Genomic DNA, 19667 nt, shown 5'->3' on the forward strand with positions numbered 1-19667 from the left:
GAAGCATTTTACTTCAGCATTATTGTTTGCATTTGGCTTATTATGTGTCAACATAGCAGTTGCGCAAGACGAAGAGATCAAAAAGCCTAGCCTTGTGCCACTAAGCCCATACACTAAAAGCATATCGCACGAGAGAACTCCACTTGACTATCATGCGGTTCAAGAGGCTGACATATACAAATCGTGGAGAATTTGGAGAATGGTCGATTTAAGAGAGAAGCTCAACCATCCCCTTTACTATCCAACGCAACGTATGCGCAACAGGCATAGCTTTGTTCAGGTGCTCATTGATAGCATCAAGCATGGCGCAATTCGTGCTTATAGCCCTGTTAACAGCGAGTTTACCGACACCCTTTCCTTTAAGGATGTTGCCAAGAACTTTGGTGCCGTTGAAACCCAAGAAAAGAGGCAGTCGCTTTCGGGTACTGATACAACAGTAAACGTACCTGCTGAATGGCGCTGGAATGAGGTAAAACAGCTGCTGGTAATGGAAGAATGGTTTATTGACAGGCGTCGTTCGATACTCGATGTGCGCATTGTTGGTATTTGCCCCATACGAGTTTTCAACAAAGTACTCAAAACAGGTGAAGGCGATGGCAACGGCGAAGAAGTTACCACCGACGCTGAGGATGATAGCGAATTAAGCAAGGTTCCTCTCTTCTGGATATACTATCCCGAAGCCCGTAAGGTGCTTGGTAGAACCATGGCGTTTAACCCTCAGAACCTAGGACCAGAGTATACGTATGACGATATTTTCCTAAAGCGCATGTTCGCGTCGTACATCGTAAAGTCGGCGAACACCTACGACGATAGGAGCATCAGCGACTACACGGTTGGAGGTATCCCCAACATGCAGGAGTCGGAACGTATTACCAACAGCATAATGGACAACGAACAGGATCTCTGGGAATACTAGAATCCGATATAGGATAAAGAAAAAGGGAGCAAAATGCTCCCTTTTTTATTTTCAGCGCTACCTCCAATGAGCAGCTATTTCGCCTTTACAAAATTCAGATCTACATCGGCGGCATAGTTTTTAATCTCCCGCTCGTTGTGCTTGCTGATTATCATGGTTGCATCGTTTGTTTGGATAACCAAGTAGTCGGTGAGCCCCTCAACAATTACAGGCCTTTCGGTCTTGTTCTCGATAATGCATCCAGTAGACCGGTAGGTAAGAATCTTTCCACCGACCTTTACGTTGTTTGCATCATCCTTGGGCGAGTTGTTGAATAGCGAGCTCCAGGTGCCAACATCCGACCACCCAAAATCGGCACAGTGAACGTAAACATTGCTGGCGCTCTCCATAATACCGTAGTCGATAGAAACCGAGCGGCACAGGCTGTACACCTTCGAGATAAAGTCCTTTTCCTGGGGGGAGTTATAGATCCCCACCCCATCCCTAAAGAGCGAATCGATCTCGGGGAGATGGGTGGAGAGCGCCTTCAGGATTGACTTTAGGCTCCAGATGAAAACGCCCGAGTTCCAAACAAACTCGCCGCTATCCACAAATACCTTGGCGATATCCTGGTTGGGCTTTTCGGTAAATGTTTTCACCTTAAAGGTTGCGGGGTGCCCCTTGACGGACTCGTTATGGTTGATCTGGATATAGCCGTATCCGGTTTCGGGACGGTTGGGCGTAATGCCCAGCGTCATGAGCACGTCCTGCTTTTCGGTGAACTTAAGGGCGGATTCGACCGACTTAAGGAACTTGCCTTCGTTCAGAATCAGGTGATCGGCGGGGGTAACCACGATATTCGCCTCAGGGTCGATGTTCAGCAGCTTGTAGCTGGCATAGGCGATGCACGGCGCCGTTTTCCGACGGAGAGGCTCCAGCAGGATCTGATCTTCGGTAAGCTCAGGCAGCTGCTCCATGACCAGATCGCGGTAGCTGTCGTTGGTTACCACAAATATGTTCTCGACCGGGATGATGCGCCTAAAGCGGTCGAACGTTCCCTGCAGAAACGTTTTCCCGACGCCGAGCAGGTCGAGGAATTGCTTGGGGGTTTCGGTATTGCTCAACGGCCAAAAGCGGCTGCCAATACCTCCTGCCATGATGATACAGTAACGATTCGAGGCCATTATACCATTTTTAGGGTTGCAGAAGCAAAGGTACTAATAATATCTTCCAAATATTAAATTGGTTAAGCCGCCAATCTTCTTTACTTTTGCACATATAAAGCAACTGAATGAACTTTTTTTCGTCAATTGGCCGGTATGCGCTCTTTATCACCCGGGTTTTTTCGAAGCCCGAGAAGTGGAGCATCTACGTCAGCCGAACGGTTTTTGAGATCGAGAAGCTCGGCATAAACTCCATCGGCATTGTGGCCATCATCTCGGTGTTCATGGGGGCGGTAATCACCCTGCAAACGGCCTACAACACCTCGAGCCCCCTGCTTCCTACGTACATCATTGGGGTTGCCGCGCGCGACTCCATCATCCTGGAGTTTAGCTCCACCATTGTGGCCCTGATCCTGGCCGGGAAGGTGGGCTCCAACATCTCCTCGGAGATCGGCACCATGCGCATCACCGAGCAGATTGACGCGCTGGAGATAATGGGCGTGAACTCGGCCGGCTTCCTGGCCCTGCCCAAGATTGTTGCCACCATGCTCTTCTTCCCGATCCTGACCATCTTCAGCATCTTCGTCGGCATTTCGGGGGGGTGGCTCGTGGGCGAGTTTACGGGCGTAATTACCACCATGGAGTACATCAAGGGCATCCAGTGGGGCTTTACGCCGTTCTACGTTACGTATAGTCTGATAAAAAGCGTCGTCTTCGCCTTCATCATCACCTCTGTAGCATCCTACCACGGGTACAACGTCAAGGGGGGATCGCTGGAGGTGGGCAAGGCCAGCACCAAGGCGGTGGTGGTGAGCAGCATCCTTGTACTGCTCTTCAACCTAATTATTACCCAACTTTTGCTTAAATAATGATACGCTGCATAAACGTTTGCAAGTCGTTCGACGACCGCGAGGTGCTCAGTAACATCGACACCACCTTCGAGAAGGGCAAGACCAACCTGATTATCGGCCAGAGCGGATCGGGCAAGACGGTGCTGCTGAAGTGCATGGTGGGGCTCCACGAGGTTACCTCGGGCGACATCATCTACGGCGACGACATCAACTTCTCGGGGCTCTCCAACAAGCAGCGGAGCGAGGAGCGCAAGAAGATCGGCATGATTTTCCAGGGCGGAGCCTTATTCGACTTCGCCACCGTGGAGGAGAACGTGCTCTTCCCGCTGAACATGTTCACGGAGATGAGCCTGGAGGAGAAACTCGACCGGGCCAACTTCTGCCTGCGCCGGGTGAACCTGATAAACGTCAACCACCTCTACCCCGCGCAGATTAGCGGCGGCATGCAGAAGCGCGTGGCCATTGCCCGCGCCATTGCGCTAAACCCCAAGTACCTCTTCTGCGACGAGCCCAACTCGGGCCTCGACCCCATCACGGCGGGCGTCATCGACGACCTGATCAAGGAGCTCACCCAGGAGTACGGCATCACCACCATCATCAACACCCACGACATGAACTCGGTGATGCAGATTGGCGACAAGGTCATTTTCATCTACCAGGGGAAAAAGTGGTGGGAGGGATCCAAGGATGACATCCTGGATAGCGACAACCCCGAGCTGAACAAGTTCGTTTTTGCCTCGGAGATGGCGCAAATGGTGAAGAAGTACCACCTGAAGCTGAAGTCGAAGTAGCGCAGCTACTTGATCTCTTCGAAATCTACGTAGTCACCCGTATCTCTTCTGATCTTCTTCTCCGCGCTGGCGGTGCTGGTAATGGTAACATCGCCCTCGCGGTGGCTCGCGTCCTGCGAAGCCTGCCGGCTACCGCCAAAGCCGTAGGTAAAGTTCTGGAAGAAGGCTCCGCCGCCATTCCCGGCACCGCCAAAGCGCTTCTGCATGCGCCGGATGTACAGCTTTAGGGCAAGCCTTACGAGAAATCCCAGAAGGTAGAATCCAATTATCAGGAAAAATATAAAGGTCAAAAATCCTTCCATTTCGGTAGTAATTTACGCGCCAAAGATAGCATCATTCGCAAACAATAGCCAGCTGCCGGCGCCATTCGTTATTCGAGAGCGTTATACAATCAAAAAACATGCCGCGCTCCCGGGCTGCCATTTAGGCAAGGCGGCGCCTCGCAGCCCAATCCCCTTCCCCCAGCACGAGCGCACCACGCCACGGCGTAGGCGAACCGCCCCTCCACCCATCCCCTAGCGGGTAGGCCACACCGGGACCAATGCAGCGCGAGTTGTCTGCATGATGGTCCACCCATGGACCTTTCTGTTCCAATTCTGCTAAGTGATAGTCCATCGTTGGGCTTTGGCAGTTCAACTTTGTTACATCATTGCCCATGCGTGGCTCTTTCTTTGGCAGCTATGCGCAATGATGGCCCATGGTCGGACAATGCTTGTGCAATTCGGAAAAGTGATGGTCCACCATTGGACCTATCCATATCCTTTCTGCTAAGCGATGATCCACCGTTGGACTTGGGCTGTTCAGCTTTGTTTTATCATTGCCCATGCGTGGCCCTTGCTTTGGCAGCTTTGCGCTATGATGGGCCATGGTCGGACAATGCCTTTACAATTCGGAAAAGTGATGGTCCACCCATGGGCTAATTTGAAATCATACTGCTAAGCGATGGTCCACCGTTGGGCATAGGATTAGCGGCATTGCAGTAGCAAAGCCCCTCGGCTTGGGTCGACAAAATCGGGGCGGAACGGGTGCTAGCATGGCAACCAGATGGAGGTAGAAGAAGGAAGAAGGAGGCGTTGGTTAAATCCAAAGCGAATCCCCTGAAAAGGAAACCCCGCCATTTGGCGGTAAGCCCATTTTAGGCTTACTTTGCGCAAACTGCCAAGCAAGATGGAAGCAAGCAAGAAGCCCGACATACACGAAAGCTGGTACAAGGTGCTCAACGAGGAGTTCGAGAAGGAGTACTTTAAGTCGCTGAAAGCATTTTTGGTGGAGGAGAAGAAGCACCACGTGGTTTACCCTCCAGGGCCGCTTATCTTCAACGCCTTTAACGCCACCCCGCTCGACCAGGTGAAGGTGGTAATCCTAGGGCAGGACCCCTACCACGGCCCCGGCCAGGCGCACGGGCTATGCTTCTCGGTGCCCGAGGGCGTACAGCCGCCCCCATCGCTGGTAAACATCTTTAAGGAGCAAAATGCCGATTTGGGAATCCCACGCCCGCAACACGGCAACCTTACCTCGTGGGCCAAGCAGGGCGTGCTCCTGCTCAATGCAACCCTGACTGTGAGGGCGCATACCGCCGGCTCGCACCAGAAGAAGGGCTGGGAAACCTTTACCGACGCGGCCATAAAAGCCGTTTCCGACAACCTTTCGGGGGTAGTATTCCTGCTCTGGGGCAACTACGCGCAGGCCAAGGGCTCGATCATCGACACGTCGAAGCACCATATCCTAAAGTCGGTGCACCCCTCGCCGCTATCGGCCTCGCGGGGTTTCCTGGGATGCAAGCACTTCTCGAAGACCAACGAGCTGCTGAAGGCGCAGGGCAAGGAGCCCATCAGCTGGCAGCTGCAGTAGCGGCTACAGCTTAGGGTTCTGCTTATGCCGGTTGGCATCGCGCAGCGTTTTCTTCTCCAGATTCTTTTCGAGGGCCTGGGTAAGGTCGATGCCGGTTTGGTTGGCAATGCACATCAGCACAAACAGCACATCGGCCAGCTCGTCGTCTAGCCGCTTGCCCTTGTCGCTCTCCTTCTCCGACTGCTCGCCGTAGCGCCGAGCCATGATGCGCGCCACCTCGCCCACCTCCTCCATCAGAACGGCAAGGTTGGTCATCTCGTTAAAGTAGCGCACGCCGTACTCCTTAATCCACGCATCCACGCGGGCTTGAGCCTCCTCTATAGTCATTACTCCCGGTTTTTAGTATCGATGATGATGGTAACAGGACCATCGTTGAGCAGCTCCACCTGCATATCGGCGCCAAAGATTCCCGTACCCACAGGCTTACCCAGATCGCGCTCCACCTGGGCTACAAGCTGGTTGTACATCGGTATGGCGAAATCGGGCTTAGATGCCTTGATGTACGATGGCCGATTCCCCTTCTTGGTGGAGGCGTGTAGCGTAAACTGGCTAACAACGATGATGTCGCCCTCAGCCTCTACAACCGAACGGTTCATCACCCCTTGCTCATCCTCAAAGATGCGCATCCGAACGATCTTTCCGCTAAGCCACTCAACATCCTCCGAGGTATCGGCATCCTCTATCCCTACAAGGACAAGCAGTCCCCCGCCTATCGAAGACTTTACCTCGCCATCGATAGAAACCGAAGCCTTTGCCACCCGCTGAACTACTGCTCTCATCTATCATTCATTTTTATAATGCCCCTAAAAGTATAAAATTGATGGCAAAGGATGCGCACAAAGGTCAATTTGGGCAAAACATCGGGTAAAAGCAGCAAAGCCAGCGGCATCGTGCTATATTTGATGCCGCTAAAACAACCTCTACCATGCAAAAGATACTTCTGCTAGCAGCGCTGCTAACCGCATCAACGGTAATGGCACAAAAAGGCGACAGCCTTTACCATCCAAAAGATTTAACCGCCGAGATGGTTTTCTCGAAAAGCATCGAAGGCCCAGCCCAAGGGCCCGACGGCATTCTCTACCTCGTAAACTTCGAGCGAAAGGGCACCATCGGCCAAATCGACAAGCAGGGCACCCCATCGCTCTTCGTTAATCTCCCCGAGGGGAGCACCGGCAACGGCATCCGCTTCAACCGCAAGGGCGATATGCTTATTGCCGACTACACCGGGCACAACATCCTCGTTATACAAAAGGGGAGCAAGGAGGTGAAGGTATTTGCCCACGAGCCAAAGATGAACCAGCCCAACGATGTGGCCATCACCACCAGCGGCATCCTCTTTGCCAGCGACCCCAACTGGAAGGATAACACGGGCAACCTCTGGCGCATTTCGCCCAAAGGCGAGGTTACGCTTCTTGAGGCCAACATGGGCACCACCAACGGCGTAGAGGTAAGCCCCAACAACCGCCACCTCTACGTCAACGAGTCCATCCAACGCCGCATCTGGCGCTACGACCTCGACAAGCAGGGCAACATCAGCAACAAAACGCTCTTCTACACCTTCGCCGACTTTGGCATGGACGGCATGCGCTGCGACAAGAAGGGCAACCTCTACGTAACGCGCCACGGTAAGGGAACCGTTGTAATCCTTTCGCCCAAAGGCGAGCTGCTCCGCGAGGTTACCATGAAGGGCAAGTTGCCCTCCAACATCGCCTTTGGCGGCAAGGATGGAAAAATCTGCTACATCACCCTACAGGATAGGGGCTGTGTGGAGGTATTCCGCAACGAGGTTGCCGGAAGGGAGTACTAAATGGAGATAAGATAGTAGACTTTAGATTATAGAAATTAGATAGCAGACAATGGATTTGAGCGAGAATCTACCTTACCACCCAACCGTAGCGTATGCCTAACAACCTATCATTCGAGGAGGTGCTATGCCGCACCTGCAACAAGGTGGAGCTGCAGGCCATCACCGAGGTGGTGTGCCAGCACCCCGAGAGGATCGACGAGCTGTGGGTACTCGCCAACTCCACCATCCCCAACGCATGGCGGGCCGCCTGGGCGCTGGCGCACATCAACGAGAGGAACCGCCAGCTGCTTACCCCCTACCTCGCAGAGATCGCCGACATCGTTACCACCACCAAAAACCTTAGCATCAAGCGCGAGCTGCTAAAGATTCTGATCCTTCACCCCCTCCCCGACGAGCCCTCGGGCACGCTGCTCGACGACTGCTTCGGTACGGTAACCTCCAACAGCATCCCTGTAGGAGTAAGGATGTACGCCATGAGCATGGTGGCCAAGTACTACGATAGATACCCCGAGCTCACCCCCGAATTCTTGGCAATCCTGGAGGATATCCTAGCCGAACCGCCATCGGTAGGCATGAAGGGCTGGGCAAAACGGCTCACCCAGCAGCTCTCGCAGAACCAAAAGTAAGAGGAGTAACGGTTCCACAACGCTTAATCAAAGCTCAGCAGCCATAACCGTCAGGTCTCTATATGAAGAATAAAATTAGAGCGTAAGATCGATGTTCAACGAATAGTCGGCATGGATTGGTGAAAAGTGTCGCAAGGTTATTCCGTAAACGCCATGGCGAAGCCATACCAGACTAGCACGAAATCTGTCCGAGTGAGCGGAGCATCTACAACATTAATTAGCCGAAAAACCACCAACAATCAGGAACAAACAATATAGAGATGGTGCTAAGCAGCGACCGAACGAGTTATTTCGTGCAGGATTTTTCTTTGTTTCGTTTCTTTTCATCCCTGAAAAGAAATGAAAATTGAAGTTTGCCGCCTCTAATTATTAGTCCTAACGATAATGCCCTGACAGCCGAGCCAAGTCGAGGCTAAAAACGGCAAACCCCACCTGAGAATCCTCAAGTGGGGTTTGCCGTTATAGTATGCCGAAGTTTACCGGCGGTGCGGGTGCTTAACATGGCGCTCAAGCCCAAGCGATCGCAGCTCGTTCTTAACCTGCCCTAGGGCTTGCTGCAGCGGCACCCCCTGGTTTTGAAGCTCGCTAAGCCGGTTCATCTCCCAATCGGTAAGATGGAAAGTCATCTTCAGATCACTTCCAAAGTCAACATTCAGCGTGTTCATCTTTACATCTCCCATGACGTTTAACCATAGTAAAAAACAAAAGCCACTCATACGTCTTGTGAACGTACAAGTGGCTAACTTCTTAAGAGCGAAAAACGGGGCTCGAACCCGCGACCCTCAGCTTGGGAAGCTGATGCTCTACCGACTGAGCTACTTTCGCATGGTGTTGCGCAAATGTAGGAATATTTTTGAATCGGTGGCTAGTGGAATACGATTTTTCTTCGCAGAAAAATAAGCGACCGCCGCTAAGCGTTGCGGCTCAGCAACGCTTGAGTTGTCACGGCCGCTGGCCGTATTCTGTGCGGCAGAAGGCCGCAAGCGCTAAAGCGTAGGCGGAGCATACGATCACGATAAAAAACCTACACCTCGTACACCAACGTTTCATAAATTGAGGTAAGAGGCTCCTTGCCTAGCGTAAGGAACAGCTTATTACCGCGGAGGTATGTTGTGGCGTTGGCGTAAAGCAGCCCATCGCCTGTGTCGGGTATTTTCTCCTCCGACACCAGATCGAAGGTATCCTTACGGAGCGTAACCAAGGTCTTTTTACGGGTCATGCAGAAGTAGATATGCTCTTCATTATACACCATATCTGTTGTAATATCGTAGTGTAAAATATTGCCATCCGCATAGAGGTCACTTTCGTTCAGCAGCAGGCCAGTGCTGGCATCGAGCTGGTAGAAAAGTCCAAAACGGTTCACGTACAGAATGCCATTATCCAAAAAATCGGAGGAAATGAACGAACCCAAATTGTTCTCCCAGACTATCCGTCCGCTTTTTAAATCTATACCTGCGGAGTGGGATTTGAAAACAGCAATAAGCAAATCTTCATAAAAGTAGCAGCCATACGGAACATCATTATCTGGTGTTGCAGAAGCCATGTGCCTACCTCCACGATCGTACTGCATTTCGGGGGTGCTTATCTTCCACACCAGCTCCTTTGTTTCCAAGCTGTAGCAGTAAATGCAGCTGTTGTAGTACCGTATCCCATAACCGTTGTGGGTGTAGTTAAACTCATTAATCCAACTAAAGCCAGTGGGGACAACGTTCATTGTATTTTGGTCCAAATAGTAGTACCGTTCCTCATCATTTTCATTAAAGATGATAAGGTTTTGCTCGTACCTCATATTTCTTGAAACTTGATATGGCCCTTCAATAACCCCATAGTCCTGTAGGTCGTTTCCATTAAAGATGTATATGTTACCAAAGTCTCCATCCTGGTAAAAGAATAGGTCTTTGTTAATTTCGGTAGTAAAGTACCTTCTTAGCTCATCTCTTCTGTGCAGTAAATCTAAATCTTGGGAGTACAACTCCAGATAGCCGTCGTTATGCTTCTGCACCACATCCCTTACAATAAAAGAGGTATCCAACCATCCTAATACTTCTCCCGAAATACGCTTTACTGTTCTCATAACTCCTGCTTAAATATTACATCAAACCATCCGCCCTTGCTCACTGTAGCCAACTTCCGCTTCGCCCTTACCAAGCAGCGGCCTACAACCCACAATCAAAAGTAGCAAAAAAGCGAAGCGCAGGCCTGCGCCCATTCGGGAAACAAGCAAGGCCATCCGCAGCCGGCTAGCGAAAAAAATATTTCCCACCAGCGGCGCACCAACCAACCCATCTTTTTTATACTTTCAGAAGCATAAAAATGAACTAACCCAACTGCTTACCTATGACAAAGCGCAAGTACAGGGGCACCGACATGCAGATGCTGCTAGCCTCCGGCCAGATTGCCGAGTTTGGAATTACGTACGAGCAGCAGCTAAGCGCCCGCCGCCCGCAGTGGAAGGCTCCCTTCTTCCAAAACCTAAAGGAAAGAATCACCCAAACCTCCCGCACCAGAATCGGTTTAGACAACCTTCCAAGCATCATGGAGGCCACCGAGGTGGTTAATGGCATCATCACCATCGCGCACCGCGGCATCATGGAGCTGAAGGCCGAGATCGAGGTGAACTTCCGCAGCAACCCCACCCGCAGGAGCGTCCTCCTCACCGAGCTCGGCTACGACAAGCTGCCCAAAAAGTACATCAGCCAGAGCCAGTACGTCCAGCTGCTGGCCACGCTACGGGCCAACCTTACCCCAGCGGTAAAGGCCGAGCTGGTTGCGGTAGGCGCTAACCCCGCCACCATCGACACGCTGCTGCTGCAGGCCCACCGGCTCATCGAGGCCAACGGCCGCCAGGAGTCGCTGAAGGTAAACCGCAAAAGCCTAACCGCCGAAAACATCGCCGAGTTCAACGCCATCTACGACGAGGTGAGCACGGTGTGCAAGCTGGTAGCGGCCTGCTTCACGGACGACAAGAGGCTCGTCGAGCGCTTCTGCTTCACCAAAACGCTACGATCTTACGGGTACGTGCGCCCCTCCAAGAAGAAGAAAGCCCCCGCCGACACCCCCAACCAGGTGGCTAACGGCAGTAGCGCCCCCCACCCCCCCACATCAGCGGTCGACACCGCCTCCACAGTGGCGGAAACCACTTCTGCAATGGCCGAAACAAAATCTGCTGTGGACGAAGCATAATCTGCCATGGCCGAAACCATTTCAGCTGTGGCAGAAACGAAATCAGCAATGGCCGAAGCCATTTCGGCAATAGTAGAAGTCAAGTCTGTAATGGCAGAAACCATTTCGGTGATGGCGGAAGCAAAATCTGTAATGGCAGAAGCTATTTCAGCAACGGCAGATGCTAAATCTGTAATGGCGGAAGTTGTTTCGGTAATGGTAGAAGCCAGATCTGTGATGGCGGAAACGAAATCTGCAGATGCAAAAGCTATATCCGTAGAGGCAAATAAGGCAGAAGTAGCGGCAGAAGCAAAATCAGCAGCGAAGCCCAGAAAGGCAGAACAAGCAGCGGCTCTGGCAGGGCAAGCGAAAGGAAAATGGTAGCAACAAAAAAAGGACCACCGTTTGGTGATCCTTAGAGCGGAAAACGAGACTCGAACTCGCGACCCCAACCTTGGCAAGGTTGTGCTCTACCAACTGAGCTATTTCCGCGTATTATCTTAGAGTGCCGTTGTTTTTCTAAGACGATGCAAAAGTAGCTATAAAATCGGTATCTGCAAACTCCATCAGGAAACGAATTCAAAAATAGTGTCAATTTCCTTTTTAGGCTTTGGCGGAAAATCGTGGCTGGCGTGGCCAACCACCATCATTGCAGCCAGTTCGTATTCCGAGTCGACGTTCAGCATTTTTGCGATTTCGTGCTTGGCAATTAGCGGCGAGGTCATCCAGCAGGCCCCCAGCCCCATGTTTACGGCGGCAAGAAGCATATTCTGCATGCAGGCGCCCACGCTTTGCATGTCGGGGTAGGCGCGCATGCGGTTTACCTCGTCGTGCGTAAGGGTAACGCCGCGCTCGAGCACCGACTCGTAGGGCGACACAAAGACGAAGATAACGGCGGGCGCCTTCTCGAAGAAGATGGAGAAGTACTCCACCTGCTTCTTGATCTGCTCGCCCAGCTCGCAGCTCTTCTCGGGTAGCTCCTCTATCTTTTGGGCCACAACTGCGGCCAACTCCGACATCTTATCCTTGTTGGCCATGGCCACAAACCTCCAAGGCTGAAAGTTATTGACACTTGGGGCAAGCCCGCCTATGCGGCATATCTCACGAAGGGCCTCCTTGCTGACCCCTTCCTCCGAAAAAGAGCGAACGCTCGTCCGCTTCTGAGCAACATCAATAAAATCCATAGCGTGCGTTTTTTCCGGTCAAGTTATGACTTCTTGGCAAAGAACGCAATAGGAATGGGCACGGTAGGACGGCTGGCGATGTACACCCCAAGACAGACGAGAAGCATCGACATCACCTTCACCCAGCTCAGCGAATCGACCCCTAGAAGCAGGGCGAAGATGGCCGCAACAACGGGCTGGGTATAGGAAAAGATGCTCACCGTGGTGGCCTTAACATGCGTAAGGGCATAGGAGATGAACAGGTAGGCCACAAAGGTTGCCCCCACAACAATAAAGGCTATATTGATGATGGCGTGCGCTGGCTGGCCCAGCAGATCATACTCGAGCATCGGCTTAAGGCCGATGGGCAGCATCTGCAGCATGCCAAAGAGAAACACCCACTTGATAACCGTAAGCGAGGTGTACTTCGACATCAGCGGCTTTACGGTAACCAGGTAGAGCGCGTAGGAGATGGCGCTGCAGAGGATCATGATATTTCCCAGCAGATGCCCCGTCCCGAAGCTCACCGCTCCGCTATACGTAACCAGCGAGATGGCCCCGAAGCCGCCAATGGCAATCCCCACCACCTTCGATGCGGTAATCTTATCGTGCAGCAGAAGCGACGAGAGCAAAAGCACCAGTATCGGGCCAAGGGTTACGATGATGGCCGCATCAATGGGCGTTGTCTTGGCAATACCGTTGATGAACAGCGACTGGTTAAGGGTTACGCCAAAGAGCGCTGCCAGGAAAAGCCGAAGCAGATCGCGCCTTTCCACCTTCTCCGAAGGGTAGAAGATCGACACCAGCCACATGAGCACAGCCGCAACAAGAATGCGATACATGGTCAGCGGCACCGGATCAATGTACACCTTCACCACCATTTTCGACACCACATAGTTGATACCCCAGATAAAATTAGCCCCAACAATAGCAGCAACCGCCCAAAACTTTACCGACCTTCCGCTTATTAACATCATTTCATAGGTTAGAAAGCCCACCATCCTCCCCTTTTACCTACTTTTGAGAAAATCCATTCGAGAGATGAGCCAAGAGATTAAAAAAAATGCAGTTGGCAAAGTTAAGACTTCGAATATAATTTACCCCATCATAATTGGATTTGGCGTAATCGGCTATATGGTCTACACCGAGTTTAATCCAAAAGCCTTCAGCGCCATAAACTTTACCACAAGCACCGTCTTTTGGCTGATTGTAGCAGCACTCCTGATGGCCGGAAGAGATCTTGGATACATGATTCGCATACGCCTGCTAGCCGACAACCATCTAAGCTGGAGGCAAGCGTTTCGGATTATAATGCTTTGGGAATTCACGTCGGCGGTAACGCCATCGGCAGTTGGTGGCACCAGCGTTGCCCTCCTCTTTGTCCACAAGGAGGGCATCTCCATAGGCAAAAGCAGCGCCATTGTAATGGCCACCTCCTTCCTCGACGAGATCTACTTTATTGTAGCCATCCCCCTCGCCTTCCTCTTTTTCGGCAAGGCAAACCTCTTTAATATGCAAGGCTACGAGCATCTGGAAACTGGGCTCTACACCATAGCCCTAGTTGGGTACCTTGTAAAACTTGCCTACACCATCCTACTCTCCTACGGACTCTTCTACAACCCTAAAGGGCTAAAATGGCTCATCGTAAACATATTCAGCATCCGATACCTGCGCAAGTGGAGATACAACATGACCCTTATTGCAGGGGAAATTATGATGTCGAGCAAGAACCTACGCTCTCGTCCTGCATCGTTTTGGATTAAAACCTTTGGCGCCACCTGCTTTTCGTGGACATCGCGCTACCTAGTGGTAAACGCCCTACTGCTTGCATTCTTTGCCATGCACGACCAGCTGCTCATCTTTTCGCGCCAAATGATTATGTGGGTGATGATGCTGATAAGCCCAACGCCGGGCGGTAGCGGTTTTGCCGAATACCTATTTACCGTATTCTTAGGCGATCTAATACCTGTTGCTTCCGATTTACAAAAAGGGCTTTCAATTGCATTTGCCTTTATTTGGAGGTTGATCAGCTACTACCCCTACCTCGTAATCGGAGCGCTAATCCTGCCACGATGGCTAAAGCACAAGTTCCACTTCAGGAAAATACCTCACCATCATAGCCACCACATCTAGCGGGTAATCATTTTAAAGAAGGCATCCATCAGCTCAAACCCATCAAGGCGATGCTGAAAGAAGTTCTTAACTGCCGGATTTGGAGTAATCCCAAAAACATTTCGTTGGGCATTACAAATAGCCGCTATGTTACCAATTGCCCCATCGGGGTTGCTCTCCTTTGACATGTAGCCTCGCTCATCGCAGTAGCGCATGAGTATTTGTCCCTTCATCTGAAGCCTGTGAACCGTATCCTCGCTAAGACGGTAGTGCCCGAGCGCATGCGAGAGATATAGGCGAAGCGGCTTGTCAAAGTCGATCAGGTAGGTTAATGGAGATCGCTTAAGTTCTGAGGTCATATTTACCATACCATTCACCAGCGTAGTTCGGGAGGTGCGAACAAAGCCACCATCGAGAAGCCCTGCCGCACAAAGAATCTGAAATCCACTTTGGATGCCAACAATAAAACCTTTACTTGCGGAATATTCCAAGAGATTATCGTATAGCTTGCTTTGAGCAACCCGTCGTCTCAGCTCTTCGTTATCGCAGTAAAGAGTACTTGGCGGAACAACAATCAGGTCATATTCCCGATTAATCGTAGCATCGGCATTAATAAGTTCAGCGGTATTATGGAAATGATCCGTCAATACATTAACAAGACTTGCATCCATTCCTAGAATGTCAATAACACCTATTCTCATTCAGTTGGTTTAAGCAGTTTAAGCAGCATTTCCTCAAATATATTAGTTTATTTTCACAGTCTCCAGTTTTTTAGCTTTTCAATCTTTGATTTTACTGCCAAAAATGTCTTTATTTAGCACAAAGGGAATTATACTACAAGTACAGCTGGTTTTATGAAGGTTTTCAAGTACATACTATTTTTTTTAGTAGTGATATTGCTACTAGCCGGATCTTTTCTATACTATACGGAGAAAACTCTGCCCAACTTTCAACCTAAAGAAACCATTTTTCACAACAGCGCAAACAGCAGCTTCAACAAGGATACAATCACCATCCTTACTTGGAATGTTGGCTACTGCGGGTTAGGAAAAGACATGGACTTCTTCTACGATGGGGGTACAAGGATGCGCACCAGCAAAGAAATCACTCTCGACAACATAAAAGGGATTGCCAACACGCTTACCGAAAATAGCAGTGCAGACTTCATGCTGCTTCAGGAAGTAGATACCGACTCAAAACGCAGCTACGGAATCAACCAAATAGAAGCACTAGGGACAAAACTACCTGCATTTCAGCACTACTTTGCTGCAAACTATGGCATAGATCTTATTCCTATGCCAATATCAAACCCTCTTGGGAAAGTCAATGCGGGCTTACTTACGTTAACGCAATCAAGCCCTAAGCAAGTAGCAAGGCACAGCTACCCCGATAAGCATCCTTGGCCCGAAGGCCTATTTATGCCTAAGAGGTGCTTTATGGAGAGTAGGTTCGTAACAAAATCAGGGCGAGAGCTTGTTCTTGTAAACACCCACAACTCAGCCTACGACAACGGCAATCTCCGCAAGCTAGAACTTGACGTACTTCGTAGCTTTGTTCTTAATGAATACAAAAAAGGAAACTGGGTAATTGTTGGAGGCGATTGGAATCAAAACCCATCGGGATATCAGCAAAAAAGCATAGACCCAGAAGCTTTAAAACATTTCAAGCCTAGTCAAGTTCCCAGCAATTACCTTCCCAAAGGATGGCATTTGGCATGGGACAAGAGCACCGACTCGAACAGGTTCCTGAACGAGCCCTACCACGAAGGAAAAACCATGACAACGACAATAGATTTCTTCTTACTTTCGCCCAATATCGAAACCCTTAACGTACGAGTACTACACAAGGGTTTCGCCAATTCCGACCATCAACCGGTGAGGGCAACATTTGTACTCAAGTAACCACTTTTTTTGAATCAAAAGCATCCATTACCGACCTTAAAGAGACATGTAAAGAAAAGCTTACCTTAAGCTAACAATACTCTTAAATTACAGCTACCTAGTTTGATTTAAAAAACTAATAGCTACTTTTAACTCGGATAAAAAATGGGGATAATTGCCCTAATGGCTGTTTGGAATAGGACGATGTTATGAATGTATCAGACGAAGACTTAGCGTGTTTTATAAGGACATTAAGGGATAATGGGGGATACGACCTTAGCGATTACTCCGACAAATCGTTGAAGAGAAGATTGCAAAAGGTTTTGGACGACTCCAGGCTCTCTTTTAGTATCTTTACTAATAACATTAAGCAAGACAAGGCTTTCGCCGAAAAAATTCTAAAGGATATCACCGTAAATACCACTGAACTTTTTCGCGACCCACAAATGTGGCAGATGTTGAGACACCGTATACTTCCCCGTTTTAAAGCAAACAAAACAATAAACATCTGGCATGCCGGATGCTCTACAGGGCAAGAAGTTTACTCAATGATAATACTGCTAAACGAAATGGGGCTGCTCGAGAAGGCTAAAATTGTTGCTACCGATATCAACAATGATGTGCTCGATGTTGCTCGCAAGGGGCAGTATAAGTACCGGTTCAACATAGGCTACCTCGACAACTACGATCAGGTTATGAAGCATAACCCCTTTAACTACGACGAAGTTTACGAAGTTCCCTACGAAAAGTATTTCGAAGTAGACAAGGTTAAAGATCTCCTTTCTATAAAAAAAGAGTACACCGAAATTCCTTTTTTTCGAAAGCACGACTTGGTAAAAGATGGAACATTTGTATACGCCAAGTTCGACATCATTTTTTGTAGGAATGTAATTATTTACTTCAATAATAAGTTACAAAACAACGTTTTCAATCTGTTCCACCAGAACCTCTACCCTAAGGGATGCCTAATTCTCGGTGCACATGAAGCGATTCTTGGACCTTGGGCTCCTCGGTTCGAAAAGAATGCATCTTTCTATACAAAGAAATAAGTAAACATATGGCAGCAGAAATAGGCATAGTAGAAACACGCAACGTTTTCAAGTTAATCCTTGACAAGCAGGGGTACGACTTTCGCGAATACTCGATAACCTACTTGAAGCGAAGGCTAGAGCACGTACTCACGCTTCAAGGAATTCGAGATACCGACTCACTAATGCGTAAGTTAGAGCAGGACAAATCCTACTTTAATCAGTTTCTCGCAGATTTTGTTCCATCAACGACAGAGATGTTCCGCGACCCGTCACTATGGAGATACTTAAAGGAAACCATTCTACCAGAACTATCCAAAAGCATTTCGCCAATAAAAATATGGATACCAACGTGGGATAGCGGAGAAGATCTCTTCTCGCTCATTATAACCCTAAAAGAAGCCGACCTTCTGGGACGAGCAAAGATATTCGCCTCTACATACTCAGAACTCATCACCAGAAATGTAAAAGCAGGTAAAGTTGACCAAAAAAAGATGGAAACTAACGAAGCAAACTACCAGCGCTTCCAAGGTAAAATTATCTTTTCCAACTACTTTACACCGTCATCAGACGGATCTCTTCAAATTAAACCAGAGTTGATTCGAAATGTGGTATTTGTTGAACAAAATGCTAATTTTGATAGCTCGGTTCCAGGGTGTAACCTCATACTCTTTCGAAACCAACTTATATACATGAATATTAGTCAAGAAGAGAGGGTTATAGGCAACTTGCGCGACAGTCTAAATACTGGTGGTTTTTTAGCTATTGGGATAAAAGAGAATCTTGAGCATCTCGCATGTGGAACCAGTTTCATAAATGTGAACAGTTCTGAGAAGGTTTACAAACGAAAAATAGGATAGTCTATGTATAAAGCAATAATAATTGGTGGCTCTGCCGGAAGTTTTCAGGTGATCACGAAGATTCTTCATGCATTACCTGCCAACTATCCCCTACCCATTATTCTTTGCCTGCATAGGCTAAAGCATGTACGATCGGGATTTGTAGAGGCACTCTCCATAAAATCGGGGATTCCCATCATCGAACCCGAAGATAAAGAGTCAATAAAGCCAGGTAGAGCATACCTAGCACCTGCCAACTATCATATGTACATCGACCTTGGGAATAGGTTTGCGTTATCGACCGAAGAACCGGTTAATCATTCGCGTCCTTCAATAGACCTGTCTTTTATCAGCGCAGCTCAAACCTATAGAAATAGGCTTTTAGGCATAATTCTGTCGGGAGCAAACAAAGATGGAGCTTATGGGCTTAAGCGTATAAAAGATTTTGGAGGAACCTGTGTAGTTCAAGACCCCAAAGAATGCCAGGTAAGTACAATGACGGAAGCGTCACTTAAACTTACTAAAGCGGATATGGTGCTTAATACAAACCAAATAATTCAGCTTTTGCTGAAGTATAAATAGACATAATATGAAAATTGCGGCAAATATACTTGTGGCTGGATTGTTGCTGTTTGGATTCGCGGCTTTTGCCTTCATCCAAAACTCCATGCTCGAGGGCACAACCCCTTGGTATGGCTACATATGTTTGGCATTGTCGCTTCTATCCGGCACCATTCTTTTTGCACTATTACAGTTTCAAAAAGATCAGATCAGAAAACTCATAGAAAGAGTTGACACCCTTAGTAATTCTCTTAACATTAATACAAAGCAGTCCGAAACAGTCAATAAAGAAGAATCAAATATTGCTTCAACAAAAGAGGTTGCTCAAAAAATAGCCCAAACCCTAAACTTAGAAGATGGGATAGAAGCGGCAGCGGAAGAGATCCTCATAAAACTTGCCAAAGAAGTATCATTTGCCCATGGGCTTCTTTATATAGCCGATAATCAAAACAAGGGGTACTTTAAACCAACATCCAAATACGCCTACTATTCCGAACGAGAACCCGAAGGTTTCAAAATCGGCGAAGGGATAAACGGCCAAGCAGCAAAAGATCAACAACCATTACTACTTGAATCGATTCCAGAAAATTATGTGACAGTCGTGTCAGGTCTAGGCAAATCAAGTCCCCGCGCCCTCTCTATCTATCCAATAGTCCACAACAGTAAGACGGTTGCATTGCTCGAACTTGCCTTTTTAGCAAAGCCATCAAACAAAAAAATCGAGATTATCGGAATCTTTTGTGATGTTATTGGAGAAAAGGTTTCCCTTAAACAACTTGTATAGCAATGGAGGAAAATTCAAAGATACTAACCCTGACCAAAAACAAAAAGCGCTTTGTAACCTACACAACAGCGTTAATGTTTTTCCCTTTAGTTGCATGGATGCTCGCAATTACCAGTAAGGGCTATCCCGCAACATTTGCATCTATCGAGGATGT

23 protein-coding genes and 2 tRNA genes are annotated in these 19667 nt (G+C 49.0%); 14 read left to right on the top strand and 11 right to left on the bottom strand.

Features of this window, described 5'->3' with window-relative positions:
• The first annotated feature begins 94 nt into the window (after positions 1 to 94).
• The gene (gene gldN, locus ACHZA1_RS07520; RefSeq protein ID WP_320054623.1) at positions 95 to 916 is read left to right on the top strand and encodes a gliding motility protein GldN; all 822 of its coding nucleotides are present in this window, start codon (positions 95 to 97) and stop codon (positions 914 to 916) included.
• 74 nt (positions 917 to 990) lie between these two features.
• On the opposite strand, the gene ACHZA1_RS07525 is transcribed toward gldN, so the two are convergent.
• Positions 991 to 2079, bottom strand: a complete 1089-nt coding sequence (locus ACHZA1_RS07525; RefSeq protein ID WP_320054624.1) for a mannose-1-phosphate guanylyltransferase — start codon at positions 2077 to 2079, stop codon at positions 991 to 993.
• 107 nt (positions 2080 to 2186) lie between these two features.
• Between ACHZA1_RS07525 and ACHZA1_RS07530 the strand changes: the two genes are divergently transcribed.
• Positions 2187 to 2927, top strand: a complete 741-nt coding sequence (locus ACHZA1_RS07530) for an ABC transporter permease (protein ID WP_320054625.1) — start codon at positions 2187 to 2189, stop codon at positions 2925 to 2927.
• Positions 2927 to 3700 carry an ATP-binding cassette domain-containing protein gene (locus tag ACHZA1_RS07535; RefSeq protein WP_320054626.1) on the top strand — a complete coding sequence of 258 codons (774 nt, stop codon included), beginning with the start codon at positions 2927 to 2929 and terminating at the stop codon, positions 3698 to 3700. Before ACHZA1_RS07530 ends, ACHZA1_RS07535 begins: the two co-directional genes overlap by 1 nt.
• A gap of 5 nt (positions 3701 to 3705) precedes the next feature.
• Here ACHZA1_RS07535 and ACHZA1_RS07540 read toward each other — a convergent pair whose 3' ends face one another.
• On the bottom strand, positions 3706 to 4002 hold the full coding sequence (locus ACHZA1_RS07540) for a DUF4834 family protein (RefSeq protein WP_320054627.1): 297 nt from the start codon (positions 4000 to 4002) through the stop codon (positions 3706 to 3708).
• Between the two features lie 865 nt (positions 4003 to 4867).
• On the opposite strand from ACHZA1_RS07540, the gene ung reads away from it, so the two are divergent.
• On the top strand, positions 4868 to 5551 hold the full coding sequence (gene ung / locus ACHZA1_RS07545) for a uracil-DNA glycosylase (protein ID WP_320054628.1): 684 nt from the start codon (positions 4868 to 4870) through the stop codon (positions 5549 to 5551).
• 3 nt (positions 5552 to 5554) lie between these two features.
• Here ung and ACHZA1_RS07550 read toward each other — a convergent pair whose 3' ends face one another.
• Both ACHZA1_RS07550 and dtd read right to left on the bottom strand, forming a co-directional pair.
• A complete protein-coding gene (locus ACHZA1_RS07550) occupies positions 5555 to 5878 on the bottom strand; it encodes a nucleotide pyrophosphohydrolase (protein WP_320054629.1) in 324 nt (107 codons plus the stop codon).
• On the bottom strand, positions 5878 to 6330 hold the full coding sequence (dtd, locus tag ACHZA1_RS07555; protein ID WP_320054630.1) for a D-aminoacyl-tRNA deacylase: 453 nt from the start codon (positions 6328 to 6330) through the stop codon (positions 5878 to 5880). The genes ACHZA1_RS07550 and dtd overlap by 1 nt, the downstream gene beginning before the upstream one ends.
• A gap of 146 nt (positions 6331 to 6476) precedes the next feature.
• Here dtd and ACHZA1_RS07560 point away from each other — a divergent pair, with 146 nt between their 5' ends.
• On the top strand, positions 6477 to 7358 hold the full coding sequence (locus ACHZA1_RS07560; RefSeq protein ID WP_320054631.1) for an SMP-30/gluconolactonase/LRE family protein: 882 nt from the start codon (positions 6477 to 6479) through the stop codon (positions 7356 to 7358).
• A gap of 92 nt (positions 7359 to 7450) precedes the next feature.
• Positions 7451 to 7984: a hypothetical protein gene (locus ACHZA1_RS07565; RefSeq protein WP_320054632.1), complete on the top strand. Its 534-nt coding sequence runs from the start codon at positions 7451 to 7453 to the stop codon at positions 7982 to 7984.
• A gap of 476 nt (positions 7985 to 8460) precedes the next feature.
• On the opposite strand, the gene ACHZA1_RS07570 is transcribed toward ACHZA1_RS07565, so the two are convergent.
• The 3 genes from ACHZA1_RS07570 to ACHZA1_RS07580 all read right to left on the bottom strand — a co-directional run bounded on the left by ACHZA1_RS07570 (position 8461) and on the right by ACHZA1_RS07580 (position 10058).
• Positions 8461 to 8664, bottom strand: coding sequence for a hypothetical protein (locus ACHZA1_RS07570; RefSeq protein WP_320054633.1), 204 nt, complete (start codon positions 8662 to 8664; stop codon positions 8461 to 8463).
• 72 nt (positions 8665 to 8736) lie between these two features.
• A tRNA-Gly gene (locus ACHZA1_RS07575) sits at positions 8737 to 8809 on the bottom strand.
• A gap of 199 nt (positions 8810 to 9008) precedes the next feature.
• Complete coding sequence (locus tag ACHZA1_RS07580; RefSeq protein WP_320054634.1) at positions 9009 to 10058, bottom strand: hypothetical protein; 1050 nt, start codon at positions 10056 to 10058, stop codon at positions 9009 to 9011.
• Between the two features lie 263 nt (positions 10059 to 10321).
• On the opposite strand from ACHZA1_RS07580, the gene ACHZA1_RS07585 reads away from it, so the two are divergent.
• Together ACHZA1_RS07585 and ACHZA1_RS07590 are read left to right on the top strand one after the other, a co-directional pair.
• A complete protein-coding gene (locus tag ACHZA1_RS07585; protein WP_320054635.1) occupies positions 10322 to 11167 on the top strand; it encodes a hypothetical protein in 846 nt (281 codons plus the stop codon).
• Between the two features lie 6 nt (positions 11168 to 11173).
• The gene (locus tag ACHZA1_RS07590; protein WP_320054636.1) at positions 11174 to 11530 is read left to right on the top strand and encodes a hypothetical protein; all 357 of its coding nucleotides are present in this window, start codon (positions 11174 to 11176) and stop codon (positions 11528 to 11530) included.
• 35 nt (positions 11531 to 11565) lie between these two features.
• Here ACHZA1_RS07590 and ACHZA1_RS07595 read toward each other — a convergent pair.
• From ACHZA1_RS07595 to ACHZA1_RS07605, 3 genes are all read right to left on the bottom strand, one after another.
• Positions 11566 to 11638 (bottom strand) — tRNA-Gly (locus ACHZA1_RS07595).
• A gap of 74 nt (positions 11639 to 11712) precedes the next feature.
• Positions 11713 to 12330 (bottom strand): nitroreductase family protein, encoded by a 618-nt coding sequence (locus ACHZA1_RS07600; protein ID WP_320054637.1) that lies wholly within the window; start codon positions 12328 to 12330, stop codon positions 11713 to 11715.
• Positions 12331 to 12353: 23 nt separating this feature from the next.
• A complete protein-coding gene (locus ACHZA1_RS07605) occupies positions 12354 to 13286 on the bottom strand; it encodes a DMT family transporter (RefSeq protein ID WP_320054638.1) in 933 nt (310 codons plus the stop codon).
• Between the two features lie 64 nt (positions 13287 to 13350).
• Here ACHZA1_RS07605 and ACHZA1_RS07610 point away from each other — a divergent pair, with 64 nt between their 5' ends.
• A complete protein-coding gene (locus ACHZA1_RS07610) occupies positions 13351 to 14442 on the top strand; it encodes a lysylphosphatidylglycerol synthase transmembrane domain-containing protein (protein WP_320054639.1) in 1092 nt (363 codons plus the stop codon).
• Here the strand turns inward: ACHZA1_RS07610 and ACHZA1_RS07615 are convergent.
• Complete coding sequence (locus tag ACHZA1_RS07615; RefSeq protein ID WP_320054640.1) at positions 14439 to 15122, bottom strand: phosphoribosylformylglycinamidine synthase subunit PurQ; 684 nt, start codon at positions 15120 to 15122, stop codon at positions 14439 to 14441. The two genes, ACHZA1_RS07610 and ACHZA1_RS07615, sit on opposite strands and share 4 nt — an antisense overlap.
• 189 nt (positions 15123 to 15311) lie before the next feature.
• On the opposite strand from ACHZA1_RS07615, the gene ACHZA1_RS07620 reads away from it, so the two are divergent.
• From ACHZA1_RS07620 to ACHZA1_RS07640, 5 genes are all read left to right on the top strand, one after another.
• Positions 15312 to 16322, top strand: coding sequence for an endonuclease/exonuclease/phosphatase family protein (locus tag ACHZA1_RS07620; protein WP_320054641.1), 1011 nt, complete (start codon positions 15312 to 15314; stop codon positions 16320 to 16322).
• Positions 16323 to 16756: 434 nt separating this feature from the next.
• Positions 16757 to 17350 (top strand): CheR family methyltransferase, encoded by a 594-nt coding sequence (locus ACHZA1_RS07625; RefSeq protein ID WP_320054898.1) that lies wholly within the window; start codon positions 16757 to 16759, stop codon positions 17348 to 17350.
• 8 nt (positions 17351 to 17358) lie between these two features.
• The gene (locus ACHZA1_RS07630; protein WP_320054642.1) at positions 17359 to 18189 is read left to right on the top strand and encodes a CheR family methyltransferase; all 831 of its coding nucleotides are present in this window, start codon (positions 17359 to 17361) and stop codon (positions 18187 to 18189) included.
• 3 nt (positions 18190 to 18192) lie between these two features.
• On the top strand, positions 18193 to 18750 hold the full coding sequence (locus ACHZA1_RS07635; RefSeq protein WP_320054643.1) for a chemotaxis protein CheB: 558 nt from the start codon (positions 18193 to 18195) through the stop codon (positions 18748 to 18750).
• 7 nt (positions 18751 to 18757) lie between these two features.
• A complete protein-coding gene (locus ACHZA1_RS07640) occupies positions 18758 to 19513 on the top strand; it encodes a GAF domain-containing protein (RefSeq protein ID WP_320054644.1) in 756 nt (251 codons plus the stop codon).
• Positions 19514 to 19667: the final 154 nt, after the last annotated feature.

It is taken from the genome of uncultured Acetobacteroides sp., from assembly GCF_963667355.2.
Classification (GTDB): Bacteria; Bacteroidota; Bacteroidia; order Bacteroidales; family ZOR0009; genus Acetobacteroides.

Excerpts from the sequence above, each read along its gene's own strand:
- ACHZA1_RS07525 (WP_320054624.1), bottom strand. The coding sequence starts at position 2,079 with ATGGCCTCGAATCGTTACTGTATCATCATGGCAGGAGGTATTGGCAGC.
- ACHZA1_RS07530 (WP_320054625.1), top strand. The coding sequence starts at position 2,187 with ATGAACTTTTTTTCGTCAATTGGCCGGTATGCGCTCTTTATCACCCGG.
- ACHZA1_RS07535 (WP_320054626.1), top strand. The coding sequence starts at position 2,927 with ATGATACGCTGCATAAACGTTTGCAAGTCGTTCGACGACCGCGAGGTG.
- ACHZA1_RS07540 (WP_320054627.1), bottom strand. The coding sequence starts at position 4,002 with ATGGAAGGATTTTTGACCTTTATATTTTTCCTGATAATTGGATTCTAC.
- ung (WP_320054628.1), top strand. The coding sequence starts at position 4,868 with ATGGAAGCAAGCAAGAAGCCCGACATACACGAAAGCTGGTACAAGGTG.
- ACHZA1_RS07550 (WP_320054629.1), bottom strand. The coding sequence starts at position 5,878 with ATGACTATAGAGGAGGCTCAAGCCCGCGTGGATGCGTGGATTAAGGAG.
- dtd (WP_320054630.1), bottom strand. The coding sequence starts at position 6,330 with ATGAGAGCAGTAGTTCAGCGGGTGGCAAAGGCTTCGGTTTCTATCGAT.
- ACHZA1_RS07560 (WP_320054631.1), top strand. The coding sequence starts at position 6,477 with ATGCAAAAGATACTTCTGCTAGCAGCGCTGCTAACCGCATCAACGGTA.
- ACHZA1_RS07565 (WP_320054632.1), top strand. The coding sequence starts at position 7,451 with ATGCCTAACAACCTATCATTCGAGGAGGTGCTATGCCGCACCTGCAAC.
- ACHZA1_RS07570 (WP_320054633.1), bottom strand. The coding sequence starts at position 8,664 with ATGGGAGATGTAAAGATGAACACGCTGAATGTTGACTTTGGAAGTGAT.
- ACHZA1_RS07580 (WP_320054634.1), bottom strand. The coding sequence starts at position 10,058 with ATGAGAACAGTAAAGCGTATTTCGGGAGAAGTATTAGGATGGTTGGAT.
- ACHZA1_RS07585 (WP_320054635.1), top strand. The coding sequence starts at position 10,322 with ATGACAAAGCGCAAGTACAGGGGCACCGACATGCAGATGCTGCTAGCC.
- ACHZA1_RS07590 (WP_320054636.1), top strand. The coding sequence starts at position 11,174 with ATGGCCGAAACCATTTCAGCTGTGGCAGAAACGAAATCAGCAATGGCC.
- ACHZA1_RS07600 (WP_320054637.1), bottom strand. The coding sequence starts at position 12,330 with ATGGATTTTATTGATGTTGCTCAGAAGCGGACGAGCGTTCGCTCTTTT.
- ACHZA1_RS07605 (WP_320054638.1), bottom strand. The coding sequence starts at position 13,286 with ATGATGTTAATAAGCGGAAGGTCGGTAAAGTTTTGGGCGGTTGCTGCT.
- ACHZA1_RS07610 (WP_320054639.1), top strand. The coding sequence starts at position 13,351 with ATGAGCCAAGAGATTAAAAAAAATGCAGTTGGCAAAGTTAAGACTTCG.
- ACHZA1_RS07615 (WP_320054640.1), bottom strand. The coding sequence starts at position 15,122 with ATGAGAATAGGTGTTATTGACATTCTAGGAATGGATGCAAGTCTTGTT.
- ACHZA1_RS07625 (WP_320054898.1), top strand. The coding sequence starts at position 16,757 with ATGTTGAGACACCGTATACTTCCCCGTTTTAAAGCAAACAAAACAATA.
- ACHZA1_RS07630 (WP_320054642.1), top strand. The coding sequence starts at position 17,359 with ATGGCAGCAGAAATAGGCATAGTAGAAACACGCAACGTTTTCAAGTTA.
- ACHZA1_RS07635 (WP_320054643.1), top strand. The coding sequence starts at position 18,193 with ATGTATAAAGCAATAATAATTGGTGGCTCTGCCGGAAGTTTTCAGGTG.
- ACHZA1_RS07640 (WP_320054644.1), top strand. The coding sequence starts at position 18,758 with ATGAAAATTGCGGCAAATATACTTGTGGCTGGATTGTTGCTGTTTGGA.